General features: G+C 68.7%; 19 protein-coding genes. 17 read left to right on the forward strand and 2 right to left on the reverse strand.

Annotated features, from left to right (window positions below; translation table 11 throughout):
- Positions 1–122 precede the first annotated feature (122 nt).
- Positions 123–704: a hypothetical protein gene (locus SRB17_RS34680; protein WP_228396437.1), complete on the forward strand. Its 582-nt coding sequence runs from the start codon at positions 123–125 to the stop codon at positions 702–704.
- 25 nt (positions 705–729) lie between these two features.
- Here SRB17_RS34680 and SRB17_RS34685 read toward each other — a convergent pair whose 3' ends face one another.
- Entirely contained in the window at positions 730–1,032 is a 303-nt protein-coding gene (locus SRB17_RS34685) for a ferredoxin (protein ID WP_323376710.1), read from the reverse strand.
- 521 nt (positions 1,033–1,553) lie between these two features.
- On the opposite strand from SRB17_RS34685, the gene arc reads away from it, so the two are divergent.
- The 6 genes from arc (at position 1,554) to prcA (ending at position 7,722) form a co-directional block, all read left to right on the forward strand.
- Positions 1,554–3,320, forward strand: a complete 1,767-nt coding sequence (gene arc / locus SRB17_RS34695; protein ID WP_323376711.1) for a proteasome ATPase — start codon at positions 1,554–1,556, stop codon at positions 3,318–3,320.
- A 234-nt stretch (positions 3,321–3,554) separates the two neighbouring features.
- Positions 3,555–5,066: a depupylase/deamidase Dop gene (gene dop, locus SRB17_RS34700; RefSeq protein WP_416237116.1), complete on the forward strand. Its 1,512-nt coding sequence runs from the start codon at positions 3,555–3,557 to the stop codon at positions 5,064–5,066.
- A gap of 171 nt (positions 5,067–5,237) precedes the next feature.
- Positions 5,238–5,456 carry a ubiquitin-like protein Pup gene (locus SRB17_RS34705; protein WP_153544461.1) on the forward strand — a complete coding sequence of 73 codons (219 nt, stop codon included), beginning with the start codon at positions 5,238–5,240 and terminating at the stop codon, positions 5,454–5,456.
- 46 nt (positions 5,457–5,502) lie between these two features.
- A complete protein-coding gene (locus SRB17_RS34710; RefSeq protein WP_153544463.1) occupies positions 5,503–6,111 on the forward strand; it encodes an endonuclease VII domain-containing protein in 609 nt (202 codons plus the stop codon).
- Positions 6,063–6,908, forward strand: a complete 846-nt coding sequence (gene prcB, locus SRB17_RS34715; protein WP_323376712.1) for a proteasome subunit beta — start codon at positions 6,063–6,065, stop codon at positions 6,906–6,908. Before SRB17_RS34710 ends, prcB begins: the two co-directional genes overlap by 49 nt.
- A 61-nt stretch (positions 6,909–6,969) precedes the next feature.
- Positions 6,970–7,722 (forward strand): proteasome subunit alpha, encoded by a 753-nt coding sequence (gene prcA, locus SRB17_RS34720; RefSeq protein ID WP_323376713.1) that lies wholly within the window; start codon positions 6,970–6,972, stop codon positions 7,720–7,722.
- A gap of 87 nt (positions 7,723–7,809) precedes the next feature.
- On the opposite strand, the gene SRB17_RS34725 is transcribed toward prcA, so the two are convergent.
- Positions 7,810–8,826 carry a LacI family DNA-binding transcriptional regulator gene (locus SRB17_RS34725; RefSeq protein WP_323376715.1) on the reverse strand — a complete coding sequence of 339 codons (1,017 nt, stop codon included), beginning with the start codon at positions 8,824–8,826 and terminating at the stop codon, positions 7,810–7,812.
- Between the two features lie 144 nt (positions 8,827–8,970).
- Here SRB17_RS34725 and SRB17_RS34730 point away from each other — a divergent pair, with 144 nt between their 5' ends.
- The 10 genes from SRB17_RS34730 (at position 8,971) to tatC (ending at position 17,519) form a co-directional block, all read left to right on the forward strand.
- Positions 8,971–10,230, forward strand: a complete 1,260-nt coding sequence (locus SRB17_RS34730) for an MFS transporter (RefSeq protein ID WP_153544467.1) — start codon at positions 8,971–8,973, stop codon at positions 10,228–10,230.
- A 9-nt stretch (positions 10,231–10,239) separates the two neighbouring features.
- Positions 10,240–11,601, forward strand: coding sequence for a Pup--protein ligase (pafA, locus tag SRB17_RS34735; protein WP_153544469.1), 1,362 nt, complete (start codon positions 10,240–10,242; stop codon positions 11,599–11,601).
- Positions 11,602–11,745: 144 nt separating this feature from the next.
- Positions 11,746–12,756, forward strand: a complete 1,011-nt coding sequence (locus SRB17_RS34740; protein WP_323376717.1) for an FKBP-type peptidyl-prolyl cis-trans isomerase — start codon at positions 11,746–11,748, stop codon at positions 12,754–12,756.
- 101 nt (positions 12,757–12,857) lie between these two features.
- Positions 12,858–13,229: an FKBP-type peptidyl-prolyl cis-trans isomerase gene (locus SRB17_RS34745; RefSeq protein ID WP_323376719.1), complete on the forward strand. Its 372-nt coding sequence runs from the start codon at positions 12,858–12,860 to the stop codon at positions 13,227–13,229.
- 181 nt (positions 13,230–13,410) lie between these two features.
- Positions 13,411–14,364, forward strand: a complete 954-nt coding sequence (locus SRB17_RS34750) for a helix-turn-helix transcriptional regulator (RefSeq protein ID WP_153544471.1) — start codon at positions 13,411–13,413, stop codon at positions 14,362–14,364.
- Between the two features lie 14 nt (positions 14,365–14,378).
- Entirely contained in the window at positions 14,379–15,371 is a 993-nt protein-coding gene (locus tag SRB17_RS34755; protein WP_323376720.1) for a WYL domain-containing protein, read from the forward strand.
- Positions 15,372–15,517: 146 nt separating this feature from the next.
- Positions 15,518–15,778 (forward strand): hypothetical protein, encoded by a 261-nt coding sequence (locus SRB17_RS34760; protein ID WP_153544933.1) that lies wholly within the window; start codon positions 15,518–15,520, stop codon positions 15,776–15,778.
- A gap of 10 nt (positions 15,779–15,788) precedes the next feature.
- Positions 15,789–15,983, forward strand: a complete 195-nt coding sequence (locus tag SRB17_RS34765) for a hypothetical protein (protein WP_153544473.1) — start codon at positions 15,789–15,791, stop codon at positions 15,981–15,983.
- 259 nt (positions 15,984–16,242) lie between these two features.
- A complete protein-coding gene (gene tatA / locus SRB17_RS34770) occupies positions 16,243–16,521 on the forward strand; it encodes a Sec-independent protein translocase subunit TatA (RefSeq protein WP_153544475.1) in 279 nt (92 codons plus the stop codon).
- A 47-nt stretch (positions 16,522–16,568) separates the two neighbouring features.
- Positions 16,569–17,519: a twin-arginine translocase subunit TatC gene (gene tatC, locus SRB17_RS34775; protein ID WP_153544477.1), complete on the forward strand. Its 951-nt coding sequence runs from the start codon at positions 16,569–16,571 to the stop codon at positions 17,517–17,519.
- The last annotated feature ends 69 nt before the right edge of the window (positions 17,520–17,588 follow it).

A 17,588-nucleotide genomic window follows, 5' to 3' on the forward strand; every position in this document is an offset into this window, starting at 1 on the left:
CTGCCCGCCACCCGCGCAGCCCCCCCTGCGGGAATCCCCGACCCCGCCGTTCCCCCGCACTGTGACGTGTGGCACCATGCTGGCCACCCCCACCGGCACAGCCCTCACAGGAGACACTCCTCGTGCAGCAATCCGCCGTTCCGGAGCTCGCCCACACCCAGACCCGGCCCATCCACTGGGTCGCGACCGCCACCGCCGTCGCCGGCGTCGTGGCCCTCTCCTCCGTCGTACAGCCCGGATCGGCCACGGCCGCCCAGTCCGCCACCGGCACACCCGCCAAGTCCGCCCCCGCGGCCGCCGCACCGCCCAGCACCACCGGCGTGGACTTCCCCCTGCAGTGCGGACCCGTCAAAGCCGTGGTCGCCAAAAAAGTCACCGGAGACCTCGACGGCGACGGCAGACCGGAAACCGTCGCCGTGGTGCACTGCGACTCCGCCATGGGCACACCACCCGACGCCGTCTACGTCCTCACCCGCTCCACCGACAGCGACCGGCCCCGCGTGGTCGCCACCCTCGTCGACCCCAAGGACCGGCTCACCGTCACCGACTTCTCGATACACGCGGGAACCGTCGGCGCCACCCTCCTCGGCTACTCCTCCGACGCCGTCCCCAACTGCTGCCCCGACCTGAAAACCCCGGCCAAGTGGCACTGGAACGGCAACGCGTTCGTCCGCACCACCCCCGCCGACGCCCACAGCGTCTGACCCACATTGCCCGGCCCGGACCCACTCACACCGCGCCGGGCCCGTGCACCTCGACCCCGTCCGAAACCCGGCGCACATGGATGCACTCGCCGGGACACTCCCTGGCCGAGTCCACCACATCCGTCAGCAACGGCAGCGGCACCGGCACACTCGCCCCAGGAACCTGGAGCAGCTCGTCGTCCGCCCCCTTCACATAGGCCAGCCCGTCGATGTCCAGCTCGAACACCTCAGGGGCGTACTGGGCGCAGATCCCGTCACCGGTACACAGATCCTGGTCGATCCAGACCTCCAGCGCTTCCCCGCCCGGGGCCTCCTGCTGCACGGTCACCTCTCCTGCCGTCGAATGCGCCGGGCGGAGCCGGCACCTCCAGGGCCAGCCGGGTCCGCACCAGCGGCTGTTGAACACCCCCGACCCTACCTCCGCCCGCATTCCGGCCACGTTCCACCGGCACCGGGTTTCCACCCCCGCCCGCTCGGGTAGCAGCGCCGACCAGGACAGGGACATCACCCGCCACGGCACCCACCACTTCAAGCCGGGCCGACCGTGACACCCTCCGCCCGAACCGTCGCTCTGCGTGATGACCGCGCGAGCGCTCCGCGGGCTGCCCACCAGCGGGCCCACCCACCCGGACCGGACAACTCCGGCCACTCCTGAAGGGTTTTGACCACGCGATGCCCGGAACAAGCTGCTTCCCTATCACGTTGAGTGGGTATCCCCTCCGTGCGAGGGAGAGCGCAACGGGTGACCGACGACACACCTTGACAGTCACTGTGATCTAGGGGTTTCAATCGACACCCACCCAGGTAGGGTCTGGAAGCGTCCAGCTCCCCTTGGAGGAGGTGAGGACCGTGGCAGCCCACGACGACGACATGAACCGCGGCATCCGCCCGGGACGAGGGTCCGACGACCCCGCCGGGCAGATCGCCTACCTTGAGCAGGAGATCGCCGTCCTGCGACGCAAGCTCGCCGACTCTCCGCGACACACGAGGATTCTCGAAGAGCGGATCGTCGAGCTGCAGACCAACCTGGCCGGCGTGTCCGCCCAGAACGAACGGCTGGCCAACACCCTCCGCGAGGCCCGCGACCAGATCGTGGCCCTCAAGGAAGAGGTCGACCGGCTCGCCCAGCCGCCCGCCGGCTTCGGCGTCTTCCTGCAGGCCAACGAGGACGGCACCGCCGACATCTTCACCGGCGGCCGCAAACTCCGGGTGAACGTCAGCCCCAGCGTCGACCTCGACGACCTCCGGCGCGGCCAGGAAGTCATGCTCAACGAAGCGCTCAACGTGGTCGAAGCCATGGAGTACGAGCGCGTCGGCGACATCGTCACCCTCAAGGAAATCCTCGAGGACGGCGAGCGCGCCCTCGTACTGGGCCACACCGACGAGGAACGGGTGGTACGGCTCGCCGAGCCGCTGCTGGACGTCACCATCCGCGCCGGCGACGCCCTCCTGCTCGAACCCCGCTCCGGCTACGTCTACGAGGTCGTCCCCAAGAGCGAGGTCGAAGAACTCGTCCTCGAAGAGGTCCCCGACATCGGCTACGAGCAGATCGGCGGACTCGGCAACCAGATCGAGGCCATCCGCGACGCGGTCGAGCTGCCGTACCTCTACCCGGACCTGTTCAAGGAGCACGAGCTGCGCCCGCCCAAGGGCGTCCTGCTCTACGGCCCCCCCGGCTGCGGCAAGACACTGATCGCCAAGGCCGTCGCGAACTCGCTCGCCAAAAAGGTCGCCGAGGTCACCGGCCAGGCCGCCGGCAAGAGCTTCTTCCTCAACATCAAGGGCCCCGAGCTGCTCAACAAGTACGTCGGCGAGACCGAGCGGCAGATCCGCCTCGTCTTCCAGCGTGCCCGCGAGAAGGCCAGCGAGGGCACCCCCGTCATCGTCTTCTTCGACGAGATGGAATCCCTCTTCCGCACCCGCGGCTCCGGCGTCAGCTCCGACGTGGAAAACACCATCGTCCCCCAGCTGCTCGCCGAGATCGACGGCGTGGAAGGCCTGGAGAACGTGGTCGTCATCGGCGCCTCCAACCGCGAGGACATGATCGACCCCGCCATCCTCCGCCCCGGCCGACTCGACGTGAAGATCAAGATCGAGCGCCCCGACGCCGAGGCAGCCAAGGACATCTTCGGCAAGTACCTCACCGAACGCCTCCCGCTGCACGCCGACGACCTCGGCGAGCACGGCGGCAGCAAGGAGACCACCGTCCAGAGCATGATCCAGACGGCGGTCGAGCAGATGTACGCCGAATCCGAGGAGAACCGCTTCCTGGAAGTCACCTACGCCAACGGAGACAAGGAAGTCCTCTACTTCAAGGACTTCAACTCCGGCGCCATGATCGAGAACATCGTCGGACGCGCCAAGAAAATGGCGATCAAGGACTTCCTCGAAAAGAACCAGAAGGGCCTCCGCGTCTCCCACCTCCTCCAGGCCTGCGTGGACGAGTTCAAGGAGAACGAGGACCTCCCCAACACCACCAACCCCGACGACTGGGCCCGCATCTCCGGAAAGAAGGGCGAACGGATCGTCTACATCCGTACCCTCATCACCGGAAAGCAGGGCGCAGACACCGGACGCTCCATCGACACGGTGGCGAACACCGGTCAGTACCTGTAAACAGCAGGGCGGCTGCGGGTGCCCTCACCGGGTACCCGCAGCCCTCGCGTTTTTCAGGCCACGACCGGAGCAGCCAATGACGCAAATGATCTCCCCACCAGCGCAAAGGCGTTCTAGGCTCGTTCCTACCGCCGAGTCGCGAAGTGCGGGGACGGGCACCGCACACGCACCGGAGCGCCAGCGGTACGTGAGCGGCGCCCACGACCGAGGGTGCCGCCGGGCAAGGAGGGCCGCATGACCGTACGGCGAGTAATGGGCATCGAGACGGAGTACGGAATCTCCGTCCCCGGCCACCCCAACGCCAATGCCATGCTCACCTCGTCCCAGATCGTCAACGCCTACGCGGCGGCGATGCACCGGGCCCGCCGGGCCCGCTGGGACTTCGAGGAAGAGAACCCGCTACGGGACGCACGAGGCTTCGACCTCGCCCGAGAAGCCGCCGACGCCAGCCAGCTCACCGACGAGGACATCGGCCTCGCCAACGTCATCCTCACCAACGGAGCGCGCCTCTACGTCGACCACGCCCACCCCGAATACAGCGCCCCCGAGGTCACCAACCCCCGCGACGCCGTCCTCTGGGACAAGGCCGGCGAACGCATCATGGCCGAAGCCGCCGAACGAGCCGCCCAGCTCCCCGGCGCCCAGCCCATCCACCTCTACAAGAACAACACCGACAACAAGGGCGCCAGCTACGGCACGCACGAGAACTACCTGATGAAGCGGGAAACCCCCTTCTCCGACATCGTGCGCCACCTGACCCCCTTCTTCGTCTCCCGCCAGGTCTTCGCCGGCGCCGGCCGCGTCGGCATCGGCCAGGACGGCCATGAACACGGCTTCCAGATCAGCCAGCGCGCCGACTACTTCGAAGTCGAGGTCGGCCTCGAGACGACGCTGAAGCGGCCCATCATCAACACGCGCGACGAACCCCACGCGGACGCGGAGAAATACCGCCGCCTCCACGTGATCATCGGCGACGCGAACCTCTCCGAGATCTCCACCTACCTCAAGCTGGGCACGACCTCCCTGGTCCTCTCCATGATCGAGGACGGCTTCATCGCCGTCGACCTGGCCGTCGACCAGCCCGTCCGCACCCTGCACCAGGTCTCCCACGACCCCTCACTGAAGCGCCTGGTCACCCTGCGCAGCGGCCGCACCCTGACCGCCGTCCAGCTCCAGATGGAGTACTACGAGCTGTCCCGCAAATACGTGGAGGAGCGCTACGGCGCCGACGCCGACGAACAGACGAAGGACGTCCTCACCCGCTGGGAGGACACCCTCACACGCCTGGAGAACGACCCCATGAGCCTCGCCGGCGAACTCGACTGGGTCGCCAAACGCGAACTCATGGAGGGCTACCGCCGCCGCGACAACCTCGACTGGGACGCTGCACGCCTCCACCTCGTCGACCTCCAGTACGCCGACGTACGCGCCGAGAAAGGCCTCTACAACCGCCTCGCCGCCCGCGGCCGCATGAAGCGGCTCCTGGACGAGACGGACGTCGAGCAGGCCATGAGGAAGCCACCGGAGGACACCCGGGCGTACTTCCGCGGACGCTGCCTGGAGCAGTACGCCGACGACGTCGCGGCGGCGAGCTGGGACTCGGTCATCTTCGACCTCCCCGGCCGGGACTCCCTCCAGCGCGTCCCAACCCTGGAACCGCTACGCGGAACGCGAAATCACGTCAAGGAACTGCTGGACCGCTGTCGCACCGCAGAAGACCTGGTCAGGGTCCTGTCCGGCGGCTGAGCGGGCCAGGGGGTACTCGGTGCGGCCCGGGCGGACAGGGTGGAAACCCCGCCGCCCGGGAATCATCGAGACGGCCCCCGTACGTTGGAGAAACTGCGGGGCCGATGTCGGACCCGGCTTGTAGGGTCTGATCATCACCGATCGGCAGGCGAACTGAGCGGGGTGAGGGTTATGGCAACCAAGGACACCGGCGGCGGCCAGCAGAAGGCCACGCGAGCGACCGAAGAGGTCGAGGAGCAGGCGCAGGACGCGCAGGCTTCGGAGGACCTCAAGGAGCGGCACGAGAAGCTGTCCGACGATGTGGACTCCGTGCTGGACGAAATCGATGACGTACTCGAGGAAAACGCCGAGGACTTCGTGCGCTCCTTCGTGCAAAAAGGCGGGGAGTAAAGGGGAATCGGCCGCTTTGCCTTCGAAGTGAAGGTTGCGGGGGGAATTGGTGGCTGAGGAACCGAACACGAAGCAATGCACGAAGTGCGGGCGGGAGCTGCCTCCTGCAGCGTTCGCACGGGACAGGAACCGGCGTGATGGCCTCCAGGCGTACTGCCGGGAGTGCGTGGCGGAATACAGCGCCGCGCACTACCGGCGACGTCAGGAGGCCATCGGGAAATCCGTCCGGGAGAAGGCGGATGTCCCGGACGGGCACAAGCTCTGCCGGATGTGCGGTGAAGTCAAGCCGCACAGCGAGTGGCATCGCAATGCGACCGCATCCGACGGCCTGTCGACGCGCTGCAAGGCGTGCCGATCAGTCGAAGGGCGAGCGCATCACCTGAAGCGCAACTACGGCCTCACCGAGGCCGAGCGTGACGCGATGATCGCCGCGCAGCGTGGGCTCTGTGCTATCTGCCTGGCCGCCCCACCCGCGCATGTGGATCACTGCCACAAGACGGGTAGGGTCCGTGGCGTACTGTGCTTCAACTGCAACTCGGCCATCGGTAAGTTGCGGGACGATCCCGAGGCCGCACGCCGAGCCGCCGCTTATCTGGAAGGAAACGCGTGGAAGCCAACACTCGTAGCACCGGGCGTCTACCAGCTGCCTTCCTGACGCCGGGGTCCTCCTCCTTCATGGACTTCCTGTCCGAGCACCAGCCCGAGATGCTGCCCGGCAACCGGCAGCTGCCGCCCACGCAGGGCGTGATCGAGGCGCCGCACGGCACCACCATCGTCGCCGCGACCTTCCCGGGGGGCGTGGTGCTGGCCGGTGACCGTCGGGCCACCATGGGCAACATCATCGCGCAGCGGGACATCGAGAAGGTGTTCCCGGCGGACGAGTACTCGGCGGTGGGTATCGCCGGCACCGCCGGTCTCGCCGTGGAGATGGTGAAGCTCTTCCAGCTGGAGCTGGAGCACTTCGAGAAGGTCGAGGGCGCGCAGCTGTCGCTGGAGGGCAAGGCGAACCGGCTGTCGACCATGATCCGGTCGAATCTGGGCATGGCCATGCAGGGGCTGGCCGTCGTGCCGCTGTTCGCGGGGTACGACCTGGACCGGGAGAGGGGCCGTATCTTCTCCTACGACGTCACGGGTGGCCGGAGCGAGGAGCACAACTTCGCGGCCACCGGCTCGGGCTCGATCTTCGCGCGTGGTGCGATGAAGAAGCTGTTCCGTGACGACCTGTCCGAGGAGCAGGCGACCACGCTGGTGGTGCAGGCCCTCTATGACGCGGCGGACGACGACTCGGCGACCGGTGGTCCCGATGTCGCGCGCCGGATCTACCCGATCATCACCGTGATCACCGAGGACGGCTTCCGCCGGGTGACGGGGGAGGAGTCCTCCGAGATCGCTCGTGCGGTGCTGCAGAAGCGCCTGGAGGAGCCGGACGGCCCGAAGGCCGCCTTGCTCTGAGTGTGGGCCCGGTTCTTGTCAAGGTGATCCAGTGACCATCACAGAAAGGGACGGATAACCGGTGTCGACGCCGTTCTATGTCTCACCCCAGCAGGCCATGGCCGACCGGGCGGAGTACGCCCGGAAGGGCATCGCCCGTGGCCGCAGCCTGGTGGTCATGCAGTTCGCCGACGGCATTGTGTTCGTCGGTGAGAACCCGTCCCGTGCGCTGCACAAGTTCAGCGAGATCTATGACCGGATCGGTTTTGCGGCCGCCGGTAAGTACAACGAGTACGAGAATCTGCGCATCGGTGGTGTCCGTTATGCCGACCTGCGTGGTTACACCTATGACCGTGATGATGTGACCGCCCGTGGTCTGGCGAACGTCTATGCCCAGACGCTCGGCACGATCTTCTCCTCGGCCGCCGAGAAGCCGTACGAGGTGGAGCTGGTCGTGGCGGAGGTGGGGGAGACCCCGGAGGGTGACCAGATCTATCGGTTGCCGCATGACGGGTCGATCGTGGACGAGCACGGCTCGGTCGCGGTGGGCGGCAACGCGGAGCAGATCAGCAGCTTCCTGGACCAGCGTCACCGGGACGGCATGACGCTGGCGGAGGCCCTGAAGCTGGCCGTGCAGGCCCTGTCCCGTGACACCAACGGCAGTGAGCGGGAGATTCCCGCGGAGCGCCTCGAGGTGGCGGTGCTGGACCGTACGCGTCCGCAGAAGCGGAAGTTCAGGCGCATCGTCGGGCGTCAGCTGTCGCGTCTGCTGGCGGCGGCCGGCGCGGCCGGCGAGGCGGAGAGTTCCGAGGAGGAGAGCTCCGAGGAGGAGTGACCCCGCGCCCCGACCCCGATCGCGTGCTTCCGTGTGCCCCGGCCGTGTCTCTGGTCGGGGCACACGGCGTTCCCGCGGCTGTGGGGTCTAGGCGGCGCGTGGCGGGGCCGTGGAGCCTCGTACGACCAGTTGGACGGGGATGTCCCCGTCCTCCGGTTCTCGGCCTTGCAGGACGGCGAGCAGGGCTTGCATGCCGCGTTCGCCGAAGAGTTCGGCGTCCAGTCGTACGGTGGTCAGTTCGGGGTCGATGGCGGTGGCGAGGCCGAGGTCGTCGACGCCGGTGACGGAGACGTCGTCGGGGACGCGCAGGCCGAGGCGGCGCAGGGCTTTGTAGGCGCCGGCGGCGAGTTTGTCGTCGTCGCAGACGATGGCGGTGGGCCGGGCTCCGGGTGCGGTGAGTGCGGTCTCGGTGGCGGCCAGGGCTCCTTCGATGGAGATCGGCGCCCGGGCTGTGCGTACTTCCGTGCCCCGTACGGCTGTCATGCGTGCGGCGAGTTCACGCGCGCGTACCTCGAAGGTCCAGGAGGGCACGTCGGCGGCGAGGTGCAGGATGCGGCGGTGGCCGAGGTCCAGGAGGTGTTCGGTGACCTGGCGGATGCCGTCGGTGATGTCGAGGTTGACGGTGGCGGCGCCGAGGCTGCCGCGGGGGTCGCTGTCGAGCATGACGAGGGGCAGTTGGTCGCCGCGGATGGCGGTGAGGGCGTCGGCGGCCATGGAGGAGGCGATGACGCCGTCGAGGGCGGCCTGTGCGGAGGCGAAGGGGTCGCGGGCGGGGCCGATGCCTTCGGGGGAGGGGTAGAGGACGACTCCGAAGCCGTTCTCGGCGGCGACGCGTGCGGCTCCTGTGTAGACGCCGGCGAAGAATTCCGTGGTCAGGGCGGGTACGACGAGCAGGACGGTGCGGGTGCGGCCGAGGCGGAGGTTGCGGGCGGCGAGGTTGGGGCGGTAGCCGAGTTCGCGGGCGGCGTGGCGGACTCGTTCGGCGGTGGCCTGTGAGACGCGGCCGCGCCATTTGTCGCCCAGGACGAGGGAGACGGCGGCCTGGGAGACTCCGGCTGCCTGGGCGACGTCCCGGCTGGTCGGGCGCGTGCTGCTGCGTGCCACTGTGGGCTGCCCCTCTTCTTCTGGTCGTTCGCCTCCGGGCGCGGCGGCCTTCGGGCGCAGTGCGGTCGTCTGGACGTCCGAACTGGGCACATGGTACGTATGAGGAGGGACGTTATACGTAAAACTTGAGGCTGGAGGCGGCACATGGCCGCGGGTTATCTGGAGATACTCCGGGCGAGGCATGCGCTGCGGCTGCTCACCGGGACCCTGGTGGGCCGGCTGCCGAACGCGACGGCCGCGATCGCCCTGGTGCTGTTCGTCCGCGCCGAGGGCGGCACCTACAGCCTCGCCGGTGCCCTCGCCGCCGTCTACGGCGTCGCCAACGCCGTGGGTCAGCCGGTGCTGGGCCGGCTCGTGGATCTGCACGGCCAGCCGCGTGTCCAGTTGCCGGCGGCGGTCCTGGCGGCCCTGTCCATGACGGTCTTCGCGTTCTGCGGCACCGATCCGCTGCCGCTGGCGTACCTGGCGGTGGCGGCGGCAGGCCTGTTCACGCCGCCGCTGGAGGGGGGCCTGCGTGCGCTGTGGCCGTCGGTGCTGCGCCGCGAGGAGCAGGTGCACACGGCGTACGCCATGGACGCGATCGCGCAGGAGATCATGTTCACGGTGGGGCCGCTGCTGGTGACGTTGTGCGTGTCCCTGTGGGACGAGCGTGCCGCGCTGCTCGTGCTGAACCTGCTGGGTGTGCTGGGCGCACTCTCCGTGGTGGTGTCGCCGCCCTCGCGCGCGTGGCGGTCGGCGCCGCGTGAGGCGCACTGGCTCGGTGCGCTGCGTTCGCCGGGGTTGCTGGCCCTGCTGGGTTCGTTCCTGTTCGTGGGGATCGCGCTGGGCTCGATCACGGTCGCGTCGGTGTCGTACGCCGACGGTCACGGCGGTGACGCGGTGTACGGCTGGATGATGGCGGGGCTGGGTCTGGGTGCGCTGGCCGGTGGCACGGTGTACGGGGCCCGGCGCTGGGGTGGCTCGCCCGAGCGGCGACTGAGGGTGCTCGTGGCCCTTCTGGCGGTGTGTTACCTGCCGTTGATGCTGGCGCCGGGTGCGCCGGCCATGGTGGGGCTCACGGTGGTCTCCGGGGTGTTTCTCGCGCCGTGTATCGCCTGTGCGTTCATCATCGTGGACCGGCATGCGCCGAGGGGGACGGTCACCGAGGCGTTCTCGTGGCTTGTCACGACGTTCACCGTGGGTGCCTCGGTGGGCACGGGGGTGGCGGGGCCGGTGGTCCAGGCCGGTGGCACGGTGTGGGGGTTCGCGGTTCCGGGGGCGGCGGGGGCGGTGTCGTTGCTGGTGCTGCTCGCCACGGGGCGGGTCCTCGCAGCTCCCGCGCGGGGCGGGGTCGTTGCGTCTTCATCGGAAAATGATCCAAATCGTGCTGTCGAACCCCGTTTCAGCTCGGGGGATCGGGCGTAATGTTCAGTCATGGACCGCCGCATTTTCGGGCTGGAGAACGAGTACGGCGTCACGTGCACGTTCAGGGGACAGCGCCGCCTGTCTCCTGACGAGGTGGCGCGGTACCTCTTCCGCCGTGTCGTGTCATGGGGCCGCAGCAGCAATGTCTTTCTGCGAAACGGCGCCCGGCTCTATCTCGACGTGGGCTCACATCCGGAATACGCGACCCCCGAATGTGACAACGTGATCGAACTGGTCACCCACGACAAGGCCGGCGAGCGCATTCTCGAAGGACTCCTGGTGGACGCGGAACGACGCCTGCACGAGGAGGGAATCGCGGGCGACGTCTACCTGTTCAAGAACAACACCGACTCGGCGGGCAACTCCTACGGTTGCCACGAGAACTATCTGGTGGCGCGGCACGGGGAGTTCTCGCGGCTCGCGGACATCCTGATCCCGTTCCTGGTGACCCGGCAGCTGCTGTGCGGCGCGGGCAAGGTGCTGCAGACGCCGCGGGGTGCCGTGTACTGCGTGAGTCAGCGTGCGGAGCACATCTGGGAGGGTGTGTCCTCGGCGACGACCCGGTCGAGGCCCATCATCAACACCCGTGACGAGCCGCACGCGGACGCGGAGCGTTACCGCCGGCTGCATGTCATCGTCGGTGACTCGAACATGTCCGAGACGACGATGCTGCTGAAGGTCGGTGCCACTGACCTGGTGCTGCGCATGATCGAGGCGGGCACGGTGATGCGTGACCTGACGCTGGAGAACCCGATCCGGGCGATCCGTGAGGTCAGCCATGACATCACGGGCCGGCGCAAGGTGCGTCTGGCCAGCGGCCGGGAGGCCTCCGCGCTGGAGGTGCAGCGGGAGTACTTCGACAAGGCCGTGGACTTCTGCGACCGCCGGGGGATCCGTACCGGCACGGTCGCCCAGGTCCTGGAGCTGTGGGGCCGTGCGCTGGACGCGATCGAGGCCGAGGAACTGGACCGGATCGGCACCGAGATCGACTGGGTGATGAAGTACAAGCTCATCGAGCGGTACCGGGCCAAGAACAACATGACCATGTCGCATCCGCGGGTCGCGCAGATAGACCTCGCCTACCACGACATCCATCGTCGTCGTGGCCTGTACTACCTGCTGGAGAAGAAGGGTCAGGCGGCCCGGGTCTGCAACGACTTGAAGATCTTCGAGGGCAAGTCGGTTCCGCCGCAGACGACTCGGGCGCGGCTGCGCGGCGACTTCATCCGGCGGGCACAGGAACAGCGCAGGGACTTCACGGTCGACTGGGTGCATCTGAAGCTCAATGACCAGGCGCAGCGCACCGTGTTGTGCAAGGACCCGTTCCGTTCGGTGGACGACCGGGTGGAGAAGCTGATCGCCGGAATGTAGCGGAAAAGCGGGTGAGTCAAGCGTTTCGGGCGCGAAATGCCGGAACGCCACACGGGCGTCGTACGTTTCTCGTGCGGCGCCCTTCTCACGCCGTAGAGTTGCGCGCACGCCATCCGCAAGATCGACCGATTACGAGGCTGTTCCGTGCGCCGACGTTCACTTCTCCTCGCCGCCGTTCCCGCAGGGCTGGTCACACTGGCCGGGTGTGGTGACGGCAAGTCCTCCTCCGGCAAGGTCAGTGCCTCGCCGTCGCCGTCGCCGTCGGTGTCCACGGTGCCTCCGCCGAAACTCGTGGAGGGGCCGTTGCCGGCGATCACGGCGGGCACGAAGTTCGGTGAGAAGCCGACCGTGGCGAAGGGTCCGGGTGAGCCGTCGAAGAACCTGGCGGTGAAGACGGTGATCGCGGGCAGTGGTCGTACGATCGCGGAGAACGACTTCATCCAGGCGAACTACCTGGGTCAGATCTGGGACACGGCCAAGGTCTTCGACAACTCCTACGACCGCAAGCGTCCGCTGGTGATGCAGCTGGCCCAGGGCAGCATCATCGACGGCTGGCGGTATGGGCTGGCGGGCCGGAAGACAGGCAGCCGGGTGTTGATGGCGGTGCCGCCGACCTGGGGTTATGGCACCTCGGGCAATGCTCAGGCGGGTATCAAGGGCACGGACACGCTGGTGTTCGTGATCGACCTGATCGATTCGTTCAACTCCAAGAGCTCGGCCAAGGGCCGGGCCGTCCCGCAGAGCGACGCCGCGCTGCCGAAGGTGGCCACGAACACCGACGGCGATGTCCCGAAGGTCACCGTCCCGAAGGCGGACCCGCCGAAGAAGCTCGTGTCGACGTATGTCCTGGAGGGTGACGGTCCCGAGCTGAAGGCCGACCAGACGGTGCTGTGCCAGTTCCAGGGGCTGGTCTGGGACAGCGGAAAAACCTTCCAGCGGACGTACGGCTCGGGCCGGCTGAGCCAGTTCGGGCTGCAGCAGATGCAACAGGCGGTCAAGGGTCTGGCGCAGGGTCTGACCGGCAAGAAGGTGGGCAGCCGGGTGCTGATCGTCGTGCCGCCGGAGCTGGGTTACGGCAACACTCCGCCGAGCGGCGGTGTCATCAAGAAGGGGTCGACGCTGGTGTTCACGGTGGACATCCTCGCGGCGATGTAACCGACGTCGCCCGAGGCGGGCCGGTGTCCATGGCGGGCCGCGGGGTGCGGAGATGAAAGACTGTCCGCGTTTCGTGTCGTACACAAGCAGGAGCTTTTGACGTGAGCATCGAGAAGCCCGAGATCGACTTTCCTGATGGCCCGCCCCCGGCGGACCTCGAGATCAAGGACATCTGGGAGGGCGACGGGCCGGTCGCGCAGGCGGGGCAGAACGTCACCGTGCACTACGTGGGCGTCGCCTTCAGCACCGGCGAGGAGTTCGACGCCAGCTGGAACCGTGGCACTCCGTTCCGCTTCCCGCTGGGTGCCGGTCGTGTCATCAAGGGCTGGGACCAGGGTGTGCAGGGCATGAAGGTCGGTGGCCGTCGCCGGCTGACCATCCCCGCCCACCTCGCCTACGGCAACCAGAGCCCGACCCCGGCGATCAAGCCGGGCGAGACGCTGATCTTCGTGGTGGACCTGCTGGGTGTCTGACCGCCGCGCGGTCCCCTGCTGATCCACACATGATCCACACCTGATCGACCGGCCGTATCCGACCGGTTCCGATCACCTGGGGCCCATGCCTGCTCGGGCATGGGCCCTCGGCTTTTGCCTCCGCACCCGGGAGCGGTACGGTCATCGGTCGGAAGCACCATAGGAAAGGCGAAGGGCGTCGATGGCCATTGCCAAGGCCGAGCGGCTGATGAACCTCGCGCTGTGTCTGCTCGGCACACGGCGGCCTCTCAGCAAGCGCGAGCTGAGGGAGTCCATCGAGGCCTACCTCGAAGCGGGCAGCGACGACTCCTTCAACCGGATGTTCGAGCGGGACAAGGACGATCTGCGCGAGCTGGGCCTGGTCATCGCGACCGTGGAGAACCTCGACGGCGAGGTCGGTTACCTCGCCCGCCGGGACAGCAACCGGCTGCCGCCCATCACCCTGGACGCCGAGGAGGCCGCGGCGCTCGGTCTCGCGGCGAAGGTGTGGCAGCAGGCCCGCCTCGCCGGAGCGGCCAGCGGTGCCCTGCAGAAGCTGCGGGCCGCAGGGCTTCCCGAGGACGTCGACCCGTACGAGGCGCACGGCGCCCTGGAGCCCCGTATCCCGGTGCACGAGGCCGCGTTCGAGCCGCTGATGCTGGCCTGCCGGGACCGCCGCCCGGTCGTCTTCGACTACCGCAAGGCCTCCGCCGCCCGTCCCGAGCCCCGGCATGTGGAGCCGTGGGCGCTGGAGTGCTGGCGCGGGCACTGGTACCTGGCCGGCTTCGACCGGGACCGCGGTGCCGAGCGCGTCTTCCGGCTCTCGCGGATCACCGGCCGGGTCCGCTCGCGGGGTACGGGCTTCACCGCTCCCGTGCCCGACGTCGTCACCGTGCGCGAGACCGTGGCGAGCTGGGCGGGCGAGATCGCCGACCGTACGGCGCTGATCCGGCTGCGCTCCGGGGCCGGTTACCCCCTTCGGGCGAAGGCCACCGAGGTGCGGGAACTCGGCGGCGGATGGGACGAGTTGGAGATTCCGTACGGGCACGGCCTGGACGCCTGGCTGGTGGAGTTCGGGCCGGACGTGGTGGTCCTGGAGCCGGCCGAGCTGCGCGCGGACGTGGTGGACCGGCTGCGTGCCGTGGCCAAGGGCTGAGGGGGAGCAGGACTGTGGCAGGCAAACCGGTCAGGCCCGTGAACGCCATCGACCAGACCCGGCGGATGCTCTCCCTGGTGACGTATCTCAGGGAGCGGCCCGGCGCCCGGATCGCGGATGTCGCGCGTGCCTTCGGCATCACCGAGGACGAGCTGGTCGCCGACCTCGATCTGCTGCCGATGTGCGGCACCAGCTTCCGTGGCGGCGATCTGCTGGACATCGACACCGACGGCGAGCGGATCTGGTGGCACAACCCGGCCGCGCTCGGCGAGGAGGCGGCCGAGCCGCTGCGGCTGGCCGCGGACGAGGCCACCGCGCTGCTGGTGGCCGCCCGTGCGGTCTCGACCCTGCCGGGCCTGCGCGAGGGCGACCGGCAGGCCCTGCTGCGGGCCACCGCGAAGGTGGAGGCGGCCGCCGGTGAGGCCGCCGGCGCCAGCGCCCGGCTGTCGGTGACCTTCGAGTCCGAGGGGGGCGTCTTCGCCGATGTCGACCGGGCGATCTCCGAGCGCCGCCGGCTGTGGATCCGCTACTACTCCCCGGCCCGAGACGAGGTCACCGAGCGCGAGATCGACCCGATCCGCCTGGTCAGTGTCGGCCACACCTATGTGGAGGCGTGGTGCCGCCGCTCCGAGGCCCGGCGCACCTTCCGGCTCGACCGGGTCGCGGAGATCCGGATCCTGGACGAGCCGTCGGCGCCGCCCGAGATAGAGCTCCGCGACCTCTCCGAGGCCCTGGTGCAGCCGGCCGCCGAGGACCCCGAGGTCGTGGTCGAGGTGGGCCCGGGCGGCCGCTGGGTGGCCGAGTACTACCCGCACGACAGCGCCGATGAGCTTCCCGACGGAGGGCTGCGTATCACTCTGCGGACCCCCGAGCCGGCCTCTCTGCGGCGGCTGGCCCTGCGGCTCGGCCGCGACGGCCGGATCGTGTCCCCGCCCGAGCTGGCCGAGAGCGCCCGGAGCGCAGCCGCGGAGGCACTGGCGGCGTACGACACAGCGCCGTCGCAGTGAGCCGTCGGGGGCGCCGGGCGGCGCCCCGAAGGGTCGCGGAGAACTGCGTGACCAGCCATGGCGCGGGCGCGGACGACAACCGCGCATCGACGGCCGGCGAACGACCACGACAAGGAGCGAAGCCTGTGAGCGAGCCTGCGGGTGAGATGACGGTGGCGGCCGCCTTCGCCGGGATGAAGAGAGTGGTCCCGGTCGTGTTCAAGGCGGGCTGCCCGGACTGCCGGCGCCGCTTCGAGCTCGCCGCGAGCGCGCTGCGCCTCGCCATCGGGGCCACCAGCCGGACGACGTTCTACTCCTTCACCTGCCCCGAGTGCGGGGCCGCCGTCCGCAAGCCCGCCGGAGAGCGCATCGTCGAGCTGCTCACCGGCGGCGGGGTGCGCACGCTGCGGCTGCACAGCACCGTCTAGTCTCGACGTCATGTTCTGGCCGATGTGCGCGGTAGCGCTGGGTTTCCTGGGTCTCGCGGTGCTGGGGGTGCTCGCCGTTCGGGTCTTCCTGGAGGCGCGGCGTCTGGGGCAGCAGGTGACGGACTCCGCGCGGCGGATCAACAGGGCGGCCGAGGACCTGGAGCGGGCGGCGGCCGGTGCGGCCCGCGCCGTGGATGCGCTGTGAGCCCGCCCGGGCGATGCCGGTGAGACCTGCGGGGCAAGCGCTTTGCGTCACTTCGCCCTGTCATGCTGCCCATCGGGACAGGTACGCTGCTTGTCACGGTGCGGAGAACGAGGCCTGCGCCGTGGACCGGGCGTACGCACGGGGATTGCCTCACGTTTACCCCTGAGCGTTACGATCGCTGCCAGCACGACCTTCGGACACATGTCCGACCGGTCGGACAGCACCCACCCCCAGCCGCCTCGGTGAGAAGGTAAAACTTATGTTCGGAAGGCTCGGAGCCCCCGAGATCATTCTCATCCTCGTCGTCATCGTCCTGCTGTTCGGCGCGAAGAAGCTTCCGGACATGGCCCGCTCGCTCGGCAAGTCCGCGCGCATCCTCAAGAGCGAGGCCAAGGCGATGAAGGAGGAGTCCAGCACCTCCGCCCAGGCGCCGGCCTCCGACGAGCAGCCTTCGGCCCAGCGCACCATCCAGGCGGCCCCCGGCGACGTGGCCAGCTCCCGGCCGGTCAACGAGCCGACGGACACCACCCAGCGCTGACGCAGGGCCGGAAATCCCCGGCCTCCCGCACGAGATGAGGACGTGGGTTGGTCAAGTCTGCCCGCAAGAAGGAGAAGGATCCCGAGGGGCGGATGCCCCTTGCGGATCATCTTCGTGAGCTCCGCAACCGGCTCGCGAAGGCGCTGCTGGCCATCGTCATCGTGACGATCGTCGCCGCCTTCTTCTACAACGACATCATCAACTTCCTGACCAAGCCGATCCTCGACTCGGTCGGTTGCGCAGAGACCTTCGAACAGCTGGCGAAGACCAAGAACAATCACCAGTGTGCGGAGATCACCATCAACGGGCTGCTCGCCCCGTTCACGCTGGCCCTCCAGGTCTCGCTGATGGCGGGCGTCGTGGCGGCGTCGCCGATCTGGCTCTACCAGTTGTGGGCGTTCGTCGCGCCGGGCCTGCACCGGCACGAGAAGAAGTACGCCTACGCCTTCGTCTTCACCGGTGCCCCGCTGTTCTTCGCCGGTGCCTTCTTCGCGTACAAGGTGCTGCCCACCACCGCGAAGGTGCTGATCGACTTCACGCCGAACGGCAACATCAAGAACCTGCTGCCGCTGGACGACCTGCTCCAGCTGGTCACGCGCATGGTGATCGTCTTCGGTCTCTCCTTCGAGCTGCCGCTGCTGCTGATCATGCTCAATCTCACCGGGATACTGACCGGCCAGCGCATGCTCGGCTGGTGGCGCGGCATGATCCTCGGCATCACGGTCTTCGCCGCCGTGGCCACGCCCAGCACCGACCCGCTCTCCATGCTGGCCCTCGCCGGACCGATCTGGGTGCTGTACTTCGGCGCGGTGCTGTTCTCACTGGCGAACGACAAGCGCAAGCGCCGCCGCGAGGCGGAGGGTCCCGCCGACGACGAGGCCTCGGATCTGGACCTCACCCCCGAGGACATCGGTGCGATCGAGCCCGTCGCCGCCAGCCGTGCCCTGCCCGAGCAGACCGGCCCGGACCGGGTCAACGGCTACGACGACGTGACCTGAGCGGCGCCTCGCCGAGCGGCGCACGACACCGAGCAGCGCGCGATGCCCCCGTCCCGCGGACGGGGGCAT

The sequence above is a fragment of the Streptomyces sp. RB17 genome, assembly GCF_009604455.1.
Classification (GTDB): Bacteria; Actinomycetota; Actinomycetes; order Streptomycetales; family Streptomycetaceae; genus Streptomyces.

Excerpts from the sequence above, each read along its gene's own strand:
- SRB17_RS34765 (WP_153544473.1), top strand. The coding sequence starts at position 15,789 with ATGTTCTGGCCGATGTGCGCGGTAGCGCTGGGTTTCCTGGGTCTCGCG.
- tatA (WP_153544475.1), top strand. The coding sequence starts at position 16,243 with ATGTTCGGAAGGCTCGGAGCCCCCGAGATCATTCTCATCCTCGTCGTC.
- SRB17_RS34750 (WP_153544471.1), top strand. The coding sequence starts at position 13,411 with ATGGCCATTGCCAAGGCCGAGCGGCTGATGAACCTCGCGCTGTGTCTG.
- SRB17_RS34730 (WP_153544467.1), top strand. The coding sequence starts at position 8,971 with ATGGCCGCGGGTTATCTGGAGATACTCCGGGCGAGGCATGCGCTGCGG.
- SRB17_RS34705 (WP_153544461.1), top strand. The coding sequence starts at position 5,238 with ATGGCAACCAAGGACACCGGCGGCGGCCAGCAGAAGGCCACGCGAGCG.
- pafA (WP_153544469.1), top strand. The coding sequence starts at position 10,240 with ATGGACCGCCGCATTTTCGGGCTGGAGAACGAGTACGGCGTCACGTGC.
- SRB17_RS34760 (WP_153544933.1), top strand. The coding sequence starts at position 15,518 with ATGACGGTGGCGGCCGCCTTCGCCGGGATGAAGAGAGTGGTCCCGGTC.
- dop (WP_416237116.1), top strand. The coding sequence starts at position 3,555 with ATGACCGTACGGCGAGTAATGGGCATCGAGACGGAGTACGGAATCTCC.